The organism is Streptomyces sp. NPDC005263 (assembly GCF_042872365.1).
Classification (GTDB): domain Bacteria; phylum Actinomycetota; class Actinomycetes; order Streptomycetales; family Streptomycetaceae; genus Streptomyces.
This window is the reverse complement of record NZ_JBIAKJ010000009.1, coordinates 341,024-359,924: the sequence shown is the minus strand read 5'-3', so window position 1 is coordinate 359,924 and position 18,901 is coordinate 341,024. Positions and strand designations below refer to the sequence as shown.

Sequence of the window (18,901 nt, the reverse complement as noted above, 5' to 3'; positions counted from 1 at the left end):
AAGCGGTCGCTCACTTGATGGGCGTCCTTCTCGAGGGCGAGGAGAACCAGCAATGTCCACCACTGAGCAGCGGGTCGCCGTGGTCACCGGCGGAGCGCGCGGCATCGGTGCCGCCACCGCCGTACGACTGGCCGCCGAGGGTCGCGCGGTCGCCGTGATCGACCTCGACGAGGCGGCCTGCAAGGACACCGTCGAGAAGATCACCGCGGCGGGAGGCAGGGCGATCGCGGTCGGCGCGGACGTCTCCGACGAGGCTCAGGTCGAGGCGGCCGTCGCGCGCGTCGCCGCGGAGCTCGGCGCCCCGACGATCCTGGTCAACAACGCGGGCGTGCTCCGCGACAACCTGCTGTTCAAGATGAGCGTCTCCGACTGGGACACCGTCCTGAACGTGCACCTGCGCGGCTCCTTCCTGATGACCAAGGCCGTGCAGAAGCACATGGTGGACGCGGGCTTCGGCCGGGTGGTCAACCTGTCCTCGTCCTCCGCGCTCGGCAACCGGGGCCAGGCCAACTACTCCGCCGCCAAGGCCGGTCTGCAGGGCTTCACCAAGACCCTGGCCATCGAGCTCGGCAAGTTCGGCATCACCGCCAACGCCGTCGCGCCCGGTTTCATCGCCACCGACATGACCGCCGCGACCGCCGCCCGGGTCGGCATGGACTTCGAGGAGTTCAAGGCCGCGGCCGCCACCCAGATCCCGGTGGCCCGTGTCGGCGAGCCCGACGACATCGCCAACGCCATCGCCTTCTTCACGAACGAGGCCGCCGGCTTCGTCTCCGGCCAGGTGCTGTACGTGGCCGGCGGACCGCTCGACTAGGGGCTCGGGAACATGACTTCGGTGGAACTCTCCGGCAAGGTCGCGCTCGTCACGGGCGCCAGCCGCGGCATAGGCTACGGCGTCGCGGAGGCGCTCGTCGCGCGCGGCGACCGCGTCTGCATCACCGGGCGCAACGAGGACGCCCTCAAGGAGGCCGTCGAGCAGCTCGGCGCCGACCGGGTCATCGGCGTCGCGGGCAAGGCGCACGACCTGGACCACCAGGCGGCCGCCGTCGAGCGCACGATGGAGGCCTTCGGCCGCGTCGACTTCCTGGTCAACAACGCCGGTACGAACCCGGTGTTCGGGCCGATCGCCGACCTCGACCTGGACGTCGCCCGCAAGGTGTTCGAGACCAACGTGGTCTCGGCCCTCGGCTTCGCGCAGAAGACCTGGCACGCCTGGCAGAAGGACAACGGTGGCGCGATCGTCAACGTCGCCTCCGTCGCGGGCGTCTCCGCCTCGCCCTTCATCGGCGCCTACGGCATCAGCAAGGCCGCGATGATCAACCTGACCCTCCAGCTGGCGCACGAGTACGCGCCCAAGGTGCGAGTCAACGCGATCGCCCCGGCCGTCGTGAAGACCCAGTTCGCGAAGGCCCTGTACGAGGGCCGGGAGGCGGAGGCCGCCGCGGCCTACCCCCTGGGCCGGCTCGGGGTGCCCTCCGACATCGGCGGCACCGCCGCCTTCCTCACCTCGGACCAGTCGGACTGGATCACCGGCCAGACCCTCGTCGTCGACGGCGGCATCTTCCTGAACGCCGGTGTGAGCTGACCTTCGGCACACCGTGACACGGGCGCCCGTCGACGCGGACGGCGCCCGTGTCGACGTACCGGAACCTCACCGGACGATGACAACGTCGTCATCGAATCAGCGGTAGAGAAGAGGTTTGACGAGGAGGTTCAGCGGGCGGAACGCTGCGGTATGGTCTGCCGACCCTTGGTACGGCAGATCGAGGAGCGTGCGCGTGTTCAACCGGAACCGAGGCCTGCGGCAGGTGGCGGCCATCGCATCCATATCGTCCCTGGCCGGCGGTTGCGGTGTCCTGTCGTCCGACTCCTCCGACGACGCCGGGCCGATCGTGGTGGGCACCACCAGCACACCCAGCACCCTGGACCCCGCCGCTTCCTGGGACGGCTCCTGGGAACTCTTCCGCAACATCTACCAGACGCTGCTGGCCTACCCGAACGGCGCCACCACGCCCCAGCCGGACGCCGCCGAGAGCTGCGCGTTCACCGACGGATCCAACCAGACGTACCGCTGCGAGCTGCGCGCGGACCTGGAGTTCTCCGACGGGCACCCGCTGGACGCCCGGGCGGTGAAGTACTCGATCGACCGCATCAAGGCCATCAAGGCACCCGGCGGCCCCGCCGGACTCCTGGGCAGCCTGGACCGGGTGCAGGCGCTGGGGGAGCGCGAGGTCGTCTTCCACCTCGACAAGCCCGACGCCACCTTCCCGTTCGTGCTCGCCACCCCGGCCATGTCGATCGTCGACCCCGAGGACTACCCGGCCAGATCCCTCCGTGAGGACGGCGAGGTGTCCGGGTCCGGCCCGTACGCCCTCACGTCGTACGAGGAGGGCGAGAAGGCCGAGCTGGTCGGCAACAAGAGCTACCAGGGCTTCGCGAAGCGCGAGAACGACGCGGTGACGATCCGCTACTTCCAGGACTCGTCGTCCATGGTCAAGGCGCTGCGGGACCAGCGGATCGACGTCACCTACCGCGGCCTCGCCGCCGACGACGTCGTCTCCCTCGAGAGCGACAAGGACGAGGACCTCCAGCTGGTCGAGGGATCCGGCACCGACATCAGCTACCTGGTGTTCAACCCGAAGGACCCGTGGGCGAACAAGCGCGCCGTACGCAGGGCCGTCGCCCAGCTCGTCGACCGGGCCGCGATCGCGCACAAGGTCTACAAGGACACCGTGGACCCGCTGTACTCGATGGTCCCCAAGGGCCTCACCGGCCACACCACCGGCTTCTTCGACGACTTCGGCAACCCCAGCACCTCCAAGGCCCGCCAGATCCTCTCCGAGGCCGGCATCACCGAACGCGTCCCGCTCACCCTCTGGTACACGACCGACCGCTACGGCTCCGAGACCGCCCTGCAGTTCCAGGAGCTCAAGCGGCAGCTGGACGATTCGGGCCTCTTCACGATCACCCTGAAGAGCCGTCCCTGGAAGACCTACCGCGGGGGCTACGAGAAGGGCGAGTACCCGGTGTTCGGGCGCGGCTGGTTCCCCGACTTCCCCGACGCGGACAACTTCATCGCCCCGTTCGTGGGGAAGGAGAACGCGCTCGGCACGCCCTACCCGGCGCCCAGGATCACCGACGTGCTGCTGCCCCGCTCGCGCGGCGAGAGCAACCGGGCCGACGTGGAGAAGGACTTCGAGGAGGCCCAGCAGATCCTCGTCGACGACGCGCGGCTGCTGCCGCTGTGGCAGGGCCGGCAGTACGTGGCGGCCAGCGCGGACATCTCGGGGGCGGAGCGGGCGCTGGACCCGTCGACGATCATGACCGTGTGGCACCTGTACCGGAAGACCAGCTGGTAGGGGCGGTTTCGTCGCCCCAGACGGCGATTGTCAGTGCGCGCCTGTAGGTTCGGTGGCCTGGACGTGACCGCACGTCGTAGTGACCGCACACCGTAAGGACGTTGACGTGACCGACACCGCCATGCTGCCCGAGTCCTGGCGCGGGGTTCTGGGCGACGAGCTGCAGCAGCCCTACTTCAAGGAGCTGACGGAGTTCGTCGAGGAGGAGCGGGGGCGGGGCCCGGTGTACCCGCCGCGCGAAGAGGTCTTCGCCGCGCTGGACGCGACGCCGTACGAGCGGGTGAAGGTCCTGATCCTCGGCCAGGACCCCTACCACGGCGAGGGCCAGGGACACGGCCTGTGCTTCTCGGTTCGGCCCGGAGTGAAGACCCCGCCGTCGCTGCGCAACATCTACAAGGAGATGCAGGCGGAGCTGGGTCTGCCCGTTCCGGACAACGGCTATCTGATGCCCTGGGCCCAGCAGGGTGTGCTGCTGCTCAACGCGGTGCTCACGGTCCGTGCCGGGGAGGCGAACTCGCACAAGGGCAAGGGGTGGGAGAAGTTCACGGACGCGGTGATCCGCGCGGTGGCCGACCGGCCCGACCCGGCGGTCTTCGTGCTGTGGGGCAACTACGCGCAGAAGAAGCTTCCACTGATCGACGAGACCCGGCACGTGGTGGTCAAGGGCGCGCATCCCTCCCCGCTGTCGGCGAAGAAGTTCTTCGGCTCCCAGCCGTTCACGCAGATCAACGAGGCGGTGGCCCGGCAGGGGCACGAGGCGATCGACTGGCGCGTCCCGAACCTGGGCTGACCGAGACGGGCGGTCGCTCATCTCCGAAGCGATCTTCTCCGGACCTGCCGTCGCGGCCGCCGGGCCGGTAGCGGCCGGTTCCGGCCCGGTGCCGCCTGACGGGGATTGTCGGTGCCTGCGGTTAGCGTCGGGAGGGACACCCGACGAGTGGGCGGAGGACGTGATGGCGGAGCGACGGGGACAGGCGGCCGCGGACGCCGTGATGACCCGGATCGGGCAGGTCGTCATCCTGCATCACGCGGGCGATCGCGAGGAGGCCCGGCACCGCTTCCTGGATCTGTGGGCGGAGATCGGGGAGGACGGCGACCCGCTGCACCGCTGCACCCTGGCGCACTACCTGGCCGACACCCAGGACGATCCGTTCGACGAACTCGCCTGGGACCTGCGGGCATTGACGGCCGCCGAGGAGTTGACGGACGACCGGCTCGCCGACCACGAGGGGGCGCTCGCGGTGCGGGCGCTCTACCCCTCGCTGCACCTGAACCTGGCGGCGGACTACCTGAAACTCGGCCGCTCCGAAACTGCCCGCACCCATCTGCGCCGGGCCCGAAGAGCGTCCGAGGCACTGGCCGACGACAGCTACGGCGACGGGGTGCGGGCGGCGATCAGCCGACTGGAGCTGCGGTTGGGGGAGGGGGACCCGGGCGGAGGGGGAACCTGGGGGCCGCCGCGGCAGCGGCCCTGAGCAAGATGCCGACGGGATGCTCAACGCCCGTAGGTCTGTCGGCAGATCGTCGCCTCCGGACTGCCCGGCTGCCAGCCGCCGTACTTCTTTCCGAGGGCGCAGACGTCCTGCGGGCCCTGCGGGACCGTCCGGGGCACGTCGGGGATCTCCACGCGCGGTGCCCGCGGTTGCCCGACGGCAGGGTGGCGCGGGTGGAGGCGGCCGGGATCGGGGCGGCGCGGTTCGGGGCGCGCGGGGCGGACCGGTTGGGTGCGGGGCGGCTGCTCCTGCCGTGTCCGTGCCGGGGCCGCCGACGGGGGCGCGGCGGGTTCCGGGCGGCGGGACGGGCCGATCATCTCCAGGGCCTCCCGGGCCGGCGCCTGCACGACCTGCGGCTTCTCCCGGCCGTCGGGCCGGGGCGCCGACGGCCGGGCGGGCGCCGCCGGGGGACCGGACACGGGCGGACGCTGGACCGTCACACAACCCGCGAGGGCCGAGACAGCCACGGTGACCAGGAGCGTTGCGGTGGTCGTCGTCGTTCGATGCACGCGCGCCACTCTGCTGGGTCCGGCGGCCTTTGGACAGCGGACAAGCGGAGGATGCCCCGCACGGGTGATCTCCGGCCCCATAAGGCGGGGTTCGAGCCCGCCGCCGCTGACTTCCGCGGACGGAGCGCGGCGCCCTGCGCGTCAGTCTCCCGTCGCGCCGTCGAGGCGCTCGCGGACCAGGTCGGCGTGGCCGTTGTGGCGGGCGTACTCCTCGATCATGTGGGTGTAGATCCAGCGGAGGTTGAAGGGCTCGTCGGTGGAGCGGCTCTTGCCCCGGGAGAGATCGTCCAGGGCGAAACCGGCCGCGTTGCGGCGGGCGATCTCGATCTCGGCCTGCCAGGTGGCGTGGGCCTCTTCCCAGGTGTCCGCCTCGGTGAGATGGAACTCGCCGTCCGGGTCCTCGTCGGTGAAGTAGATGGGGCCGGGCTCGTCGCCGACGAGTACCTTGCGGAACCAGCCGCGCTCGACCTCCGCCATGTGCCGCACCAGCCCCATCAGGGACAGCTCGGACGGGGCCACCGAAGCGGTCCGCAACTGGGCGTCGGTCAGACCCTCGCACTTCCACGCCAGGGTCTGCCGGTGGTAGTCCAGCCAGCCCTCCAGCATGGTGCGTTCGTCGGCGTTCTGGGCGGGCTCACTGCGCGGTGTCGTCATGCACGCATCATCACCCGATCCGCCTGCTCCCACCACGTGTTTTCGGGGCCACTCGTGTCCTGAAGGCCGGTCCCGAGCGCCCGCCGCGCGTTTTCGACGGCATCGCCGGCCGGCCCCCGCAGCCGGCGCCCGTATGCTGCCCGGGAGGCACGCGCAGGCGAGCAGTGAGGGAGTCCCCGTGAAGGTCGGCTGCATCGGACTGGGCGACATCGCGCAGAAGGCCTACCTGCCCGTGCTCGGCGGGCAGCCAGAGGTCGAACTGCACCTGCAGACCCGTACCCCCGCGACGCTCGCCCGGGTCGCCGACGGCCTCCACGTCCCCGCGGCCCGGCGCCACGCCGACCTGGACTCCCTGCTCGCCCAGGATCTCGACGCCGCCTTCGTGCACGCGCCGACCGCCGTGCACCCCGAGATCGTGACGCGGCTGCTGGCGGCGGGTGTGCCGACGTACGTCGACAAGCCGCTGGCGTACGAACTCGCCGACTCCCAGCGGCTGGTGGCCCTCGCGGAGGAACGGAACGTCGGCCTGGCCGTCGGGTTCAACCGGCGCCACGCCCCCGGATACGCGCAGTGCGCCGATCATCCGCGCGAGCTGATCCTCATGCAGAAGAACCGGATCGGGCTCCCGGAGGAGCCGCGCGCGATGATCCTCGACGACTTCATCCACGTCGTGGACACGCTCCGCTTCCTGGTGCCCGGCCCGGTCGACGACGTCACCGTCCGCGCCCGGGTCGAGGACGGGCTGCTGCACCACGTCGTGCTCCAGCTCGCCGGGGACGGATTCACCGCGCTCGGGGTGATGAACCGGCTCAGCGGCTCGGCCGAGGAGATCCTCGAGGTGTCCGGTCAGGACACCAAGCGTCAGGTGGTCAACCTCGCCGAGGTGATCGACCACAAGGGCCAGCCGACCGTGCGGCGGCGCGGGGACTGGGTACCGGTGGCCCGGCAGCGCGGCATCGAGCAGGCGGCGCTCACCTTCCTCGACGCCGTCCGGGCGGGCCAGGCACTCAGTGCCCGGGACGCGCTGGCGACTCATGAGCTGTGCGAGCGGGTGGTACACGCGGTTCAGGAGCGGGGCGCCTGATCCGCAGCGTCCGCACCCCCTCGGTGACGGCCCACACGGCGAGCACCACCAGCGCCCCGTGCACCGGCCAGTCGCCGAGACGGACGTACGGGGTGACGCCCTTCGCCAGCGGTACGTCGTACACCTGGGCGGCGCTGCTGTCGGTCCCGAGCCACGAGCCGACAGGCCGGCCGTTCGCGTCGTAGACGGCGGACACGCCCGTCAGCGTCGCGTGCACCATGGGGCGCCCCGTCTCGGCGGCGCGCAGCGCGGCCAGCGAGGCGTGCTGCTTCGGGGCCCAGCTGTGCTGGAACGACGACGTCGACGACTGGCCGACCAGTACGTCGGCGCCGTCCTTGGCGAGATGACGGGTCATGTCGGGGAAGGCGGTCTCGAAGCACACCATCGGGCCGATCCGCAGCCCGTGCCCGACGTTCATCACCACCTGCCGGGACCCCTGCCTGCGGTCCTCGCCCGCCGCCTTGCCGACGGAGGTCACCCAGCCGAGCAGCTTGCGCGCCGGGATGTACTCGCCGAAGGGGACGAGCCGCATCTTGTCGTAGCGGTCGCCGGTGAGCCCGTCCGCACCGACGACGACCGAACTCTTGTAGATGCCGGGTTTGTCGGAGCGCCGGGCGTCCACGTTGACCAGGATGTCGGCGCCGGTCTCACGGGAGAGGGCGGCGATCCGCCGGGCGAGGTCGGGACGGTCGTCCAGGTCGTAACCGACGCTGCTCTCGCCCCACACGATCAGGTCGACGTCCTGCCCGACCAGCCGCCGGGTCAGCCGTTCCTCCAGGTCGAACCTGCGGTCGGCGCTCTTGGCGCCGTCCACGACGCCCGCCTGGACGACCGCGATCCTGGACCGGCCGTCGGTGTCGGGGCGCGGTGACCAGACCCAGGCCGCCGACGCCGCGGCGGCCGTGGCCACGAGCCCGGCCAGGGCAGGCAGCCGCGACTCACGGATCACGAGGAGAACGGCGACCGCCACATTGACGGCCACCAGCAGGAAGCTGAGCAGCCACACCCCGCCCACCGAGGCCAGCCGCAGCGCGGGGGACACCTCCCACTGACTGGCGCCGAGCACGCCCCACGGGCCGCCCAGCCCCTGCCAGGAGCGCACCAACTCGATCCCGAGCCACCCCGACGGCAGGACCAGGAGGGCGGCCGCGATCCTGCCCCGCGAGGGCGTCCCGGCCAGGAAGCGGTGCACCAGCCAGCCCCAGGGCGCCCACAGCGCGCCCAGCAGGGCGGCGAGGACGAACGTGAACACGTTCAGGCTCGGCACCAGCCAGTGGTGCATCGCCAGCATGAAACCGAACCCGCCGCACCAGCCGTCGTACGCCGCCCGTTTCCCGGTCGGCGCCGAGCGGACCAGCACGATCAAGGGGACGACGGCGACGTAGGCCAACCACCACAGCGACGGGGCGGGGAACGCGAGCACGGGCAGGGCACCGGCCAGCGCGGCGGCGACCGAGCGCCGCCACGGGGAGGCGAGCCATTGGCCGAACGAAGTCATACGGCGCCTTCTACCCTGTATGGCTCAGTTGATCACAGACGCCGGGGCCCGGCCGGGCAGGCGCCGCCACTTCTCCCGGACGACCACCTCGCGCAGCCGCCAGCCGTCGTCCGTGCGCAGCAGCCCGAAGTCGTACCGGCCGCCGCACACGAAGTCGGGAGTGCCCGGGCCGGCGCCGTCACCTTCCTCGGCGAGGCGCATGGGATTGACGTAGTCGGCCTGGACCTGGGCCGTGTCCCCGGTGTCCTGGTTCAGGACGCCGAAACGCAGCCGACGGTTGACGATCAGATGCTGGCGCATCGCGAACACCCGCATGCTCTCCGCGAGCCAGGTGGCGACGTGCCCGGCGTCCCCCTCGATCCCACCGGCAGAGCGGTAGTCCGCCCGCCCGTCGGAAGTGAACAGACCGCGGTACGTCGGCCAGTCACCGTCGTCCACGGCCACCGCGTAGTCGGTGATCAGCCCGTCGACAGCCAGTCGGTCCATCACGGCGGCAAGCTCCACACGCTGCGTCATCGGCTCAGTGTTGGGCATGGAGGGGGCGGCGCCAAGGGGGCGCGGAGGAAACCACCCACCCGCCGACCGCCGTCAGGAACTCAGGGGCGATGGTGTGGGTGTCAGGCCGCCTCGACGATCTCGCCGCGCATCGCGGCCGCCCACTCGACCACCAGCAGCTCGTACTCCGCGCGCTCCTGGGTCGACAGGATGCCGCCCGCGCGCATCCAGAGGGCCCGGATCTGCTCGTTCAACTCGGCAGCAGACCGCACGGAACCAGGAGCCACGGTATTGGGGGACATGCGCACAAGCCTAGGGGCAAGCACTGACAGTCCGCTACGGAATGGCTACCGATCCCGTATGTGCTTGGTCACTGATTTTTCGGCCCGGCCGCTGGAACAGGCGGGCGGGCGAAGCGAGTTGGCGGGTCCCAGCCCGAGGTCTCAGCCTGCGGACTCAGCCGCGTGCGGGCTCAGTGCACCCACGCTGACCAGCACGATCACCGCTATGCCCAGGGCCACCCGGTAGTACACGAACGGCATGAACGACTTGGTCGAGATGAACTTCATGAACCAGGCGATGACCGCGTAGCCGGTGCCGAAGGCGATCACCGTGGCGAAGATCGTCGGGCCCCAGGATATGTGGTCGCTCTCCATCGCGTCCTTGACCTCGAACAGGCCCGAGGCGAGCACCGCCGGGATGGCGAGGAGGAAGGAGTAGCGGGCCGCGGCCTCGCGGGTGTAGCCCATGAACAGGCCGCCGCTGATGGTGGCCCCGGAGCGGGAGACACCCGGGATTAGGGCGCAGGCCTGGCACAGGCCGTAGATCAGGCCGTCCTTGACGCTCAGGTCCTTGATGGTCTTGCGCTGCTTGGGCGCCCGGTGCCGGCCGCCGTTCTCGTCGCGGGCCGCCAGCCGGTCGGCGATGCCGATGACCACGCCCACCACGATCAGCATCGTCGCGGTGATCCGCAGATCGCGGAACGGCCCCTCGATCTGGTCCTTCAGCGTCACCCCGAGCACGCCGATCGGGATCGAGCCGACGATGACGAGCCAGCCCATCTGCGCGTCGTGGTCGGCGCGCATCTCCTTCTTGGCGAGCGAACGCGTCCACGCGGAGATGATCCGCCCGATGTCCTTGCGGAAGTAGATCAGCACCGCGGCCTCGGTGCCGATCTGGGTGATCGCGGTGAAGGCCGCGCCGGGGTCCTTCCAGCCCGAGAAGGCCGCCGTCAGGCGCAGGTGCGCGCTGGAGGAGACGGGGAGGAACTCGGTCAGCCCCTGGACGAGTCCGAGGATGAGGGATTCAAACCAAGACATGAAGTTACGGAGTCCAAGCGCTGATCGTGGTGAGGAGCGACGGGCACACCGAGCCGCCGGGCGCGGCGATCAGATGTGTTGAGGGGCAGCGTAGCGTCCTGAAGTGACCGTCCTGGCACAGGGGTTTGGAAGTGAGGGCGTGCGCTGCGGGGCTGTTGGGCCCGTCATCGTCCAGCCCCGGCGGCTGCGGGTGGGCCGCCGGATCCTGGTGGCGGACCGGTGACCCGGTTACCGGATCCCGCGCAACTGGTGCCGCTTGCGCCAGGCTATCGCCGCGCCCACCAGCGCCGGCAGCGCGATGCAGGCCATCGCGATCAGGAAGGCCGGTGACGTCGGCGTCGAGGCGCGGGCGCCCGCGACGACATAGGCGGCGGTGTTCGGGATCGAGCCGAGCCCGGTGGCGACCAGGAACGGGACGTAGCCCATGCGGGAGACGGCCGCGCAGTAGTTGGCGGCCCAGAACGGCACTCCGGGGAACAGCCGCGCCGCCAGCATCGAGCGGAAGCCGTGCCTGCTGAGCTGCCCGTCCGCGGCCTTCAGCCATCGCCCCCGCAGCAGCGGGCGCAACGCGTCCTGGCCGAGGATGCGGCCCAGGCCGAAGGAGATGCCGGCGCCGAGGACCGTGCCCGCGAGAGCCGAGGCGATCCCGAACTGGGAGCCGAAGAGCGCGCCCGCCGCCAGGTTCAGCAGGGGGCGGGGCACGAAGGCGACGGTGCACAACCCGTACGCGACCGCGAAGACCAGGGCCGCAGCGGCTCCTCCGAGCTGTGGTGGCCAGCCGTCCGCCAGCAGCCGCTGAGGCTCGAACAGCAGCACCGTCGAGGCGGCGCCGGCGAGCAGCGCGACGAGCAGGGACAGGCGCGACCACGGCGACAACAGCACTCTCGAACAGCGTGCGGTGAATCCGACCGGCGCGGCGGTGGGGGTGACGAACTCCGTGGCGAGGGCGAGCTCCGTGACGGTGGCCCGGGGAGAGGCCGTTGCGGTGCCCCCAGAGCGGGTGGTGGCATCGAGCATCCTGCGACGGTAACCGACAGACATGTGTGATCGCCGTATGGATCCTGACCGTTGTACCTTTTGTCCCCGCGGAAAACCATTCGACGTGGGACGACGCGTCGGCAATGATCTGCGTCATGTTCCGGTACGCCTTCCTCCTCGCAGCATCCGCAGTCGCGGATGCGCCGAAGGCTGCCGTTCCTTTCTTCGCGGCTGCTGTCGACGGCGCTCGAAGCTGACCCTCTCCGGAACGTCCGGCGGACCCCGCAGGGGGAGGGTCGGCAAGTCCTCGGGGTCCCATCACCTACGCAGAGGCTTCGAGGTACCGCCATGTCCAAGACCGCGTACGTCCGCACCAAACCGCATCTCAACATCGGCACGATGGGTCATGTGGACCACGGCAAGACCACTCTGACCGCCGCCATCACCAAGGTCCTGGCCGACCGCGGATCCGGCGGCGGCACCCACTACGTGCCGTTCGACCGCATCGACCGGGCGCCGGAGGAGGCCGCGCGCGGCATCACCATCAACATCGCGCACGTCGAGTACGAGACCGACACCCGCCACTACGCGCACGTGGACATGCCGGGCCACGCCGACTACGTCAAGAACATGGTCACCGGCGCCGCGCAGCTCGACGGGGCGATCCTGGTCGTCTCCGCGCTCGACGGGATCATGCCGCAGACCGCCGAACACGTGCTGCTGGCCCGGCAGGTGGGCGTGAACCACGTCGTCGTCGCCCTCAACAAGGCCGACGCGGGCGACGAGGAGCTCATCGACCTCGTCGAGCTGGAGGTGCGCGACCTGCTCACCGCGCACGGCTACGGCGGCGACGCGGCGCCCGTCGTACGGGTCTCGGGGCTCAGGGCCCTGGAAGGGGACCCGCGCTGGACGGCCTCCATCGAGGCGCTGCTCGACGCGGTCGACACGTATGTGCCGATGCCCGAGCGGTACCTGGACGCGCCGTTCCTGATGCCGGTGGAGAACGTGCTGACCATCACCGGTCGGGGGACGGTCGTCACCGGAGCGGTCGAGCGGGGCAGGGTGCGCGTCGGGGACCGGGTCGAGGTGCTCGGGGCCGCCGTGGAGACGGTGGTCACGGGACTGGAGACCTTCGGCAAGCCGATGGAGGAGGCGGAGGCCGGGGACAACGTGGCGCTGCTCCTGCGGGGAGTGCCGCGGGACGCGGTGCGCCGGGGGCATGTGGTGGCGGTGCCGGGGAGTGTGGTGCCACGGAGTCGTTTCTCGGCGCAGGTGTACGTGCTCTCGACGCGTGAGGGTGGCCGTTCGACGCCGGTCGCCACGGGGTACCGGCCGCAGTTCTACATTCGCACCGCGGATGTGGTCGGTTCCGTGGACCTGGGGGAGATCGCCGTCGCCCGGCCCGGGGAGACGGTCGCCATGACCGTCGAGCTGGGGCGTGAGGTGCCGCTCGAGGCGGGGCTCGGGTTCGCCATCCGTGAGGGCGGGCGGACCGTGGGGGCGGGGACCGTGACCGCCGTCGAGTGAGAGGACGGCCCGGGTGCGGGGGACCGCGGGATCGGTGTGACCGGTCGCGCGGTTCCCCGCACCCCTTCGGGGCGGGTCCGCGCGGGCGGCTCAGCGGGGTTCCACCGGCACAATGGATCTCGTGAACGAATCCGTCCCCGTCATCCGTGCCGTCGATCACGGCACCGCCAAGCTCATGCCCGACGTCGATCGGGAACGCGCCTGGCTGCTCACCGTCGACGGGGCGCCGCAGTCGTACGTCGACCTGGACGAGCCGGAACACCTGGAGTTCGAGTACGCGCGGCGGCTCGGGCACGTCCTGGACACCGTCGCCGAGGCGGGGCGCCCGCTGGACGCGCTGCATCTCGGCGGGGGCGCGCTCACCCTGCCCCGGTATCTGGCCGCGACCCGGCCAGGCTCCCGGCAGGACGTCGTCGAGGCCGACGGCGCCCTGCTGGACCTGGTCGTGGAGCAACTGCCGTTGCCCGAGGGCGCGGATGTCGCCGTGCACGCGGCGGACGCCCGGGCCTGGCTGGAGGCGGCCCCGGCGGACTCGGCCGACGTCCTGGTCGCCGACGTCTTCGGCGGCTCGCGGGTGCCGGCCCACCTGACGTCCGTCCCCTACGCCCGCGCGGCCGCCCGGGTCCTGCGCGGTCACGGCGTCTATCTGGCCAACCTGGCCGACGCGGCGCCCTTCGCCTTCCTGCGCTCACAACTCGCCACCTTCGCGACGGTGTTCGCGGAGCTGGTGCTGATCGCCGAGCCGGGCGTGCTGCGCGGGCGCCGCTTCGGCAACGCGGTGATCGTCGCCGCGCACCACCCCGTGGACACGGTCGCGCTGGCCCGGCTCACGGCCTCGGACGCCTTCCCCGCGCGAGTCGAACACGGGGCCGCCCTGCGGGACTTCATCGGCGCCGCACGGCCGGTCCGGGACGAGGACGCCGTACCGTCGCCCGAACCCCCGGACGGGGCGTTCGGCATCGGGTGACCCGGGCAGGCGTCCCGCGTCGTGCCGGGCGGCTCAGTCGGTCGGATCCCCGTGCAGCCGTACCGTGCTGAGGATCTTCATGATGGTCTTCTCGGGAACCTCTTCCTTGACGCCCTTGGCGCCGTAGAAGTTCCACGACACGAAGTCGCCGGCCGAGTTCTTGAAGCCGAAGGTGATCGCCTTGCCGTCGGTGACGCACTTGCCCTTCGCCGGAGTGTCGGTCGACGAGGCCCAGGAGTAGCTGCCCTTGACGCCGGACGCGGTGGTGTAGGGCGTGGCCTTCTTCGCGACGGTGATGCTCTTCTTGTCCGGCTGGGTGTACCCGCCGTAGACCCACCAGGCGGGGTTGTTCAGCGCGATCTCGTCGGTGTCCTTGGCGCCGTTGGCGCCCTTGGTGCCGGTCGCGGCCAGGGACATGGTGTCCATCCGGCCGTCCTTGTCGTCGTCGGACTCGCACCAGTTGGACTTGAGGAACGCGGGCGCCGACATCGTGATGAGCGGCTTGGCGTCGTCGGACTTCTCGTCCTCGAAGGCGACCACGGAGCCCGGGGACCGCACCTCCCAGTCCGCCGGCACGTCGAAGGCGGTGCCCCACTTGGGATTGACGACGATCTTCCAGCCCGCCACGGTCGCCTTCTCGGCGTCACCGCCGCGCGGGTCCTCCTCGGACGGGGAGGTGGACGCGCTCGGCTCGGTGGACGTGCTGGTCGACGGCTTGGTGTCCTTGCCGCCGTCCGCCTCGTCGTCCTTGTCCCCGCCCAGCACCAGGAAACCGGTCACGCCGGCCGCCACGACCACCGCCAGGGCCGCCACGATCGCGACCACCTTGGTCCGGTTTCCGCCACCACCGGACGGCGGCTGGGGGGAGCCCACCGGCGCCGGAGCGCCCCACTGCGGCTGTTGCGCATAGGGGTTGGGTTGCTGGAATCCGGGCTGCTGATACGGATTCGGCTGCTGGTAACCCGGCTGCTGGTACGGGTTGTTCTGCTGCTGCGGGTTCTGCTCGCCCCCGGGCGGCTGCTGTTCTGGCCACATATCAGCCACCCTAGTGCCGAGAGGGAAACGATTCGGTCACTGCCAGTTGTCAGGGACGTAGCGATCAAGGCTCGTCCGTGGTTCGTGGACACGGAGGGGTGGCGATCGAGGAACAGCCCTGGTCACCGATGACTACTCGTGGGTAACATGCGGGTATGAGCGCAGATCAGATGTCGATCGGCGAGTTGCTCGCCGCCACGGTGCCGATGGTTCGGACCCTGAACCTGGAGTATCTGGAGACCACTCCGGAGAAGGCGGTGCTGGCCCTTCCGGACCAGAGCGAGTACCGCAATCACGTGGGCGGGCCGCACGCCGGAGCGATGTTCACGCTGGGGGAGTCGGCCAGTGGGGCGATCGTGCTGGCCGCCTTCGGGGACCAGCTCTCCCGGGCCGTGCCGCTTCCGGTGACCGCCGAGATCGCGTTCAGGAAGATCGCCCTGGGGCCGGTCACCGCGACCGCGACGCTCGGTCGTCCCGCCGCCGAGGTCGTCGCCGAACTCGACCAGGGCAAGCGCCCGGAGTTCCCGGTGACCGTCGCCATCCAGCGCGAGGACGGGGCCGTGACCAGCGAGATGACGGTGACCTGGACGCTGCGGCCCAACGGCTGAGCGGCCGGCGTCCGACCATGCGCGGCCCCCGGGTCGGTGTCTGACCGGCCCGGGGCCGCGCGCGTCGTCCGGCGCGGCGTCGCCGCCTCGTCGCCGCGTCAGGCCACGAGCCGACGGCCGTCCGGGGTCCCGCCGCTCTCCAGGCTCGTGACGAACTCCTTGAGCCAGGCCGTGAACTCGGGACCGAGATCCGGGCGGTCGCAGGCCAGCCGGACCACCGTGCGCAGGTAGTCCGCCTTGTCGCCGGTGTCGTAGCGCAGTCCGTCGAAGACCACTGCGTGCACCGTGCCGCCCGCGGCGAGTTCCTGAAGGGCGTCGGTCAGCTGGATCTCTCCGCCGCGGCCGGGCGGGGTGCGCTCCAGGGCGTCGAAGACGCCGGGGTCGAGGACATAACGGCCGATCACCGCGTACGCGCTGGGCGCGTCCTGCGGCGAGGGCTTCTCGACCAGGCCGGTCACCCGGACGACGTCGTCCTCCCCGGTCGGTTCCACGGCCGCGCAGCCGTAGAGGTGGATCTGCTCGCGGGGCACCTTCATGAGGGCGACCACGCTTCCGGCGTACTGGTCGCGGACGTCGAGCATCCGGCCGAGCAGGGTCTCTCGCGGGTCGATCAGGTCGTCGCCGAGGAGGACCGCGAACGGCCGGTCACCGACATGGCGGCGGGCGCAGAGCACCGCGTGGCCCAGGCCCAGGGGCTCGCCCTGCCGGATGTGGTGGATGTCGGCCAGTCGTGCCGGGTCGCGCACCGCGTCCAGGCGTACCGCGTCGCCCTTGGCGGCGAGTGCCTGTTCCAGCTCGAAGGCCTGGTCGAAGTGGTCCTCGATGGCCCGCTTGTGCCGACCGGTGACCATCAGTACGTCATCGAGTCCGGCCGCGGCGGCCTCCTCCACAACGTACTGGATGGCCGGTTTGTCGACGACCGGCAGCATCTCCTTCGGCGTCGCCTTCGTCGCGGGGAGGAAGCGGGTGCCGAGGCCGGCGGCCGGGATCACCGCCTTGCGGACCGTGCGGGCGGCGGGGGCAGGGGTCGGGTGGGGGACGATCATGGGGCACAGGGTGGCGTACGGGGATGGGAGTACCCCGGGAGAGAGCCCTGAGTCCGCTGTGGACCGGTTCCCGGAAGTTGGAGATCTCGTGTGCCAACGGGCATGCGTCGCACACAACTTGGCGGACCTTTGGTGAAGTCATTCGAATGCGGGTGCTGATACCTTCGGTAACTTTTCTGAAGTCACCGCTTTTTGAACATGGGTCACTCCACCTTCTTGTTTCCTGTGTGGCGATTATGCAATCGTGAGCCGCCCCTGCGGTCCGACCAGTCGGTTTTCGAGCTGCCCCATCCGCACCCGCTGCAACACAGGTATGCACCAATCAGGCACCTGCTTTCCGGCGGACGCACATTCGCTGTGCGTCCTGCGGCTTGGAAGGAAATGGTTCAGTGCAATCCCCACACCCGCCCCGTCCCCCTTACCCGCCACGGCCCGGGTCCGGCTCAGGGGGCTCCGACCGTGAACTCGTCGCCCGGCTGGGCGGGACCACCCCGGACGCGCACGCCGTCGCGCTGCTGATGGCCCGGCACTGGCGGGCCGCGCACGACTACGCGGCCATCTGCCTGGCCTCCTCGGCTGATTCGGCGTCCATGGCGGCCGCCGCCGCGTTCCACCGGGTGTTGGAACGGGCGGGTGCCGGTGCCGTACGGCCGCAACTCCTCGCGGCCGTACGGGACACCGTGAAGGAGTGGGCCGCGGACGACGTCATCACCGTCGTCCTGCCGGAACTCCGCAAACCGACCGGCGGTCGTGGTCTGCGCGCGGCGAGGTCGCTCACCCCTGAAAGGCGGCAGCTCGCCGAGCGCGCGTTCCGGGCTCTTCCCGGGGCCTCCCAATGCCTGCTGTGGCACACCGAGGTGGAGGCCGAGACCCTGTCCGTCACGGGCGCTCTGCTCGGGGTGGACGCGACCACGGCGGCGGCCGCGCTGGAGCGGGCCCGTGAGGAATTCCGGACGGGCTGTGTACGGGCCCACCGGGAACTCGCGCCCACCCGCGAATGCCGTTTCTACAACCGTCTTCTCGACATCCCGATTCGCCGCGGCGGAGACCTGCTGCCCGATGTCCAACGGCATATGGCGGTCTGCCGCCACTGCCGTCACGCCGCCGAACAGCTCAGCCATTTCGACGGCGGCCTGGAAGTGCTGCTCGCGGAGACCGTGCTGGGCTGGGGCGCCCGCCGCTATCTCGACTCGCGGCCCGGCCGCGCCCACGACCACGAGACGCGACCCGCACGGCCGACCGCACGACCCAGGTCCGGCGGCCGGCACCGCCCCGGGCCGACCGGTCCGCTCGCCCCGGCCCGCAGGCGCACCAAGGCCGTACTCGTGGGCGCGAGTGTCACGGCCCTGGCGCTGCTCGCGACCGTGCTCGTCACCCGGAGCTGGTCCGAGGGCGACGGCGAACCCGGGCCCGACACCAGCTGGGGAATGGTGAGCGGCAACTCCGTCTCGCCGGGATCCCCCGACGGCTCGTCCGCCCCCGGACCCCCGCCCTCCGCCACCGCCGACGATCCCGTCGAGGTGGGGCGCGGCAGGCTCCGCAACACGGGCGCCGACCTCTGCCTCGACCTGCGTGGCGGCCGCCCCGATGAGGGCATCCGGACCGTCCTGGCCCGGTGCGCCTCGGCCGGTTCCCAGCAGTGGTCGTACAAGGACGACGGGCTGCTGCGCTCCGTCACGTACCCGACCCGCTGCCTCGATGCCGACGCCGACAACGACGCCGTCGTCCTGGCCGACTGCGTGGTGCACGCCGGCGAGGTGCGCTACGACCTCACCGTGCGCGGCGAACTGCTGCTGCGCCGGGGCGGCGGGCTGCTCGTCGCCCGGGGACCGGAGCGGACCGTGGTCGTCGCCGACCGGAACGGATCCGCCGGACAGCGCTGGGTGCTGGAAACAGGCAGCGGCCGCCACGGGTCCACCCGCGAGGAGGTGCTGCCGGGCATCGGCCTCAAGGGCGGTGGCCCGCCCCCGCCGTCGGAGCAGCCGAAGTCCGCCCCGGCGTCAGCAGCCGCGAACTCTCCGCGCGGGGCCACCGCCGCGCCCGAGAGCGATCAGTCACCGCCCGCTGGACCGAGGGCCCCGGCGGGGCACTCCGAGACCCGGTTCGCCCAGGTCGGCGGCTGTGCCAAGACGGCGTCCGCGTGCGGGCCGGGGGCTGCACGGCCGACGGTGAGCGTGCTCGGCGTCGGCTTGGGCGGGGCTGCCGTGCGCCCGGCAGGACCCCGGGGGTTGCCGGTGACCCGGTAGGCTTTCCGGGGTGCGTCCGGCCTGGGCGCACGCCGGGAATGCGCCGAGGCGCACGCCGGGGGGAATGCAGGACGCGATTGGGG

Annotated in this window: 19 protein-coding genes; 10 read left to right on the top strand and 9 right to left on the bottom strand. The window is 71.2% G+C overall.

Annotated features, from left to right (window positions below; translation table 11 throughout):
• Positions 1-52 precede the first annotated feature (52 nt).
• The 5 genes from fabG (at position 53) to ACFYRY_RS34470 (ending at position 4,834) form a co-directional block, all read left to right on the top strand.
• The gene (fabG, locus tag ACFYRY_RS34490; RefSeq protein ID WP_356774921.1) at positions 53-814 is read left to right on the top strand and encodes a 3-oxoacyl-ACP reductase FabG; all 762 of its coding nucleotides are present in this window, start codon (positions 53-55) and stop codon (positions 812-814) included.
• A 12-nt stretch (positions 815-826) separates the two neighbouring features.
• Positions 827-1,585, top strand: a complete 759-nt coding sequence (locus tag ACFYRY_RS34485) for an SDR family oxidoreductase (protein ID WP_356774923.1) — start codon at positions 827-829, stop codon at positions 1,583-1,585.
• A gap of 193 nt (positions 1,586-1,778) precedes the next feature.
• Positions 1,779-3,359, top strand: coding sequence for an ABC transporter substrate-binding protein (locus tag ACFYRY_RS34480; RefSeq protein WP_389154756.1), 1,581 nt, complete (start codon positions 1,779-1,781; stop codon positions 3,357-3,359).
• A 106-nt stretch (positions 3,360-3,465) separates the two neighbouring features.
• A complete protein-coding gene (gene ung / locus ACFYRY_RS34475) occupies positions 3,466-4,149 on the top strand; it encodes a uracil-DNA glycosylase (protein WP_356774927.1) in 684 nt (227 codons plus the stop codon).
• 163 nt (positions 4,150-4,312) lie between these two features.
• Positions 4,313-4,834 carry a hypothetical protein gene (locus ACFYRY_RS34470; RefSeq protein ID WP_389154753.1) on the top strand — a complete coding sequence of 174 codons (522 nt, stop codon included), beginning with the start codon at positions 4,313-4,315 and terminating at the stop codon, positions 4,832-4,834.
• Between the two features lie 20 nt (positions 4,835-4,854).
• Here ACFYRY_RS34470 and ACFYRY_RS34465 read toward each other — a convergent pair whose 3' ends face one another.
• Positions 4,855-5,361 (bottom strand): hypothetical protein, encoded by a 507-nt coding sequence (locus ACFYRY_RS34465; RefSeq protein WP_389154751.1) that lies wholly within the window; start codon positions 5,359-5,361, stop codon positions 4,855-4,857.
• A gap of 141 nt (positions 5,362-5,502) precedes the next feature.
• Entirely contained in the window at positions 5,503-6,015 is a 513-nt protein-coding gene (locus ACFYRY_RS34460) for a DinB family protein (protein ID WP_389154749.1), read from the bottom strand.
• 178 nt (positions 6,016-6,193) lie between these two features.
• Here ACFYRY_RS34460 and ACFYRY_RS34455 point away from each other — a divergent pair, with 178 nt between their 5' ends.
• A complete protein-coding gene (locus ACFYRY_RS34455) occupies positions 6,194-7,099 on the top strand; it encodes a Gfo/Idh/MocA family protein (RefSeq protein WP_389154746.1) in 906 nt (301 codons plus the stop codon).
• Here ACFYRY_RS34455 and lnt read toward each other — a convergent pair.
• From lnt to ACFYRY_RS34430, 5 genes are all read right to left on the bottom strand, one after another.
• Positions 7,023-8,597, bottom strand: coding sequence for an apolipoprotein N-acyltransferase (lnt, locus tag ACFYRY_RS34450; RefSeq protein WP_389154744.1), 1,575 nt, complete (start codon positions 8,595-8,597; stop codon positions 7,023-7,025). The two genes, ACFYRY_RS34455 and lnt, sit on opposite strands and share 77 nt — an antisense overlap.
• A gap of 24 nt (positions 8,598-8,621) precedes the next feature.
• Entirely contained in the window at positions 8,622-9,113 is a 492-nt protein-coding gene (locus ACFYRY_RS34445) for a nuclear transport factor 2 family protein (protein ID WP_389154741.1), read from the bottom strand.
• Between the two features lie 101 nt (positions 9,114-9,214).
• Entirely contained in the window at positions 9,215-9,394 is a 180-nt protein-coding gene (locus ACFYRY_RS34440; RefSeq protein WP_356774943.1) for a hypothetical protein, read from the bottom strand.
• Positions 9,395-9,535: 141 nt separating this feature from the next.
• A complete protein-coding gene (locus ACFYRY_RS34435; protein ID WP_389154738.1) occupies positions 9,536-10,411 on the bottom strand; it encodes an undecaprenyl-diphosphate phosphatase in 876 nt (291 codons plus the stop codon).
• A 228-nt stretch (positions 10,412-10,639) separates the two neighbouring features.
• Positions 10,640-11,428 (bottom strand): TVP38/TMEM64 family protein, encoded by a 789-nt coding sequence (locus tag ACFYRY_RS34430; RefSeq protein ID WP_389154735.1) that lies wholly within the window; start codon positions 11,426-11,428, stop codon positions 10,640-10,642.
• Between the two features lie 309 nt (positions 11,429-11,737).
• Between ACFYRY_RS34430 and tuf the strand changes: the two genes are divergently transcribed.
• Complete coding sequence (gene tuf / locus ACFYRY_RS34425) at positions 11,738-12,916, top strand: elongation factor Tu (protein WP_389154732.1); 1,179 nt, start codon at positions 11,738-11,740, stop codon at positions 12,914-12,916.
• A 121-nt stretch (positions 12,917-13,037) separates the two neighbouring features.
• Positions 13,038-13,883 (top strand): spermidine synthase, encoded by an 846-nt coding sequence (locus ACFYRY_RS34420; protein ID WP_389154730.1) that lies wholly within the window; start codon positions 13,038-13,040, stop codon positions 13,881-13,883.
• 33 nt (positions 13,884-13,916) lie between these two features.
• Here ACFYRY_RS34420 and ACFYRY_RS34415 read toward each other — a convergent pair whose 3' ends face one another.
• The gene (locus ACFYRY_RS34415) at positions 13,917-14,918 is read right to left on the bottom strand and encodes a hypothetical protein (protein WP_389154727.1); all 1,002 of its coding nucleotides are present in this window, start codon (positions 14,916-14,918) and stop codon (positions 13,917-13,919) included.
• Between the two features lie 170 nt (positions 14,919-15,088).
• On the opposite strand from ACFYRY_RS34415, the gene ACFYRY_RS34410 reads away from it, so the two are divergent.
• Entirely contained in the window at positions 15,089-15,526 is a 438-nt protein-coding gene (locus ACFYRY_RS34410) for a DUF4442 domain-containing protein (RefSeq protein WP_389154899.1), read from the top strand.
• A gap of 98 nt (positions 15,527-15,624) precedes the next feature.
• On the opposite strand, the gene galU is transcribed toward ACFYRY_RS34410, so the two are convergent.
• Positions 15,625-16,572: a UTP--glucose-1-phosphate uridylyltransferase GalU gene (gene galU / locus ACFYRY_RS34405; RefSeq protein WP_389154724.1), complete on the bottom strand. Its 948-nt coding sequence runs from the start codon at positions 16,570-16,572 to the stop codon at positions 15,625-15,627.
• Between the two features lie 389 nt (positions 16,573-16,961).
• Between galU and ACFYRY_RS34400 the strand changes: the two genes are divergently transcribed.
• Positions 16,962-18,818 (top strand): ricin-type beta-trefoil lectin domain protein, encoded by a 1,857-nt coding sequence (locus ACFYRY_RS34400; RefSeq protein WP_389154721.1) that lies wholly within the window; start codon positions 16,962-16,964, stop codon positions 18,816-18,818.
• Positions 18,819-18,901: the final 83 nt, after the last annotated feature.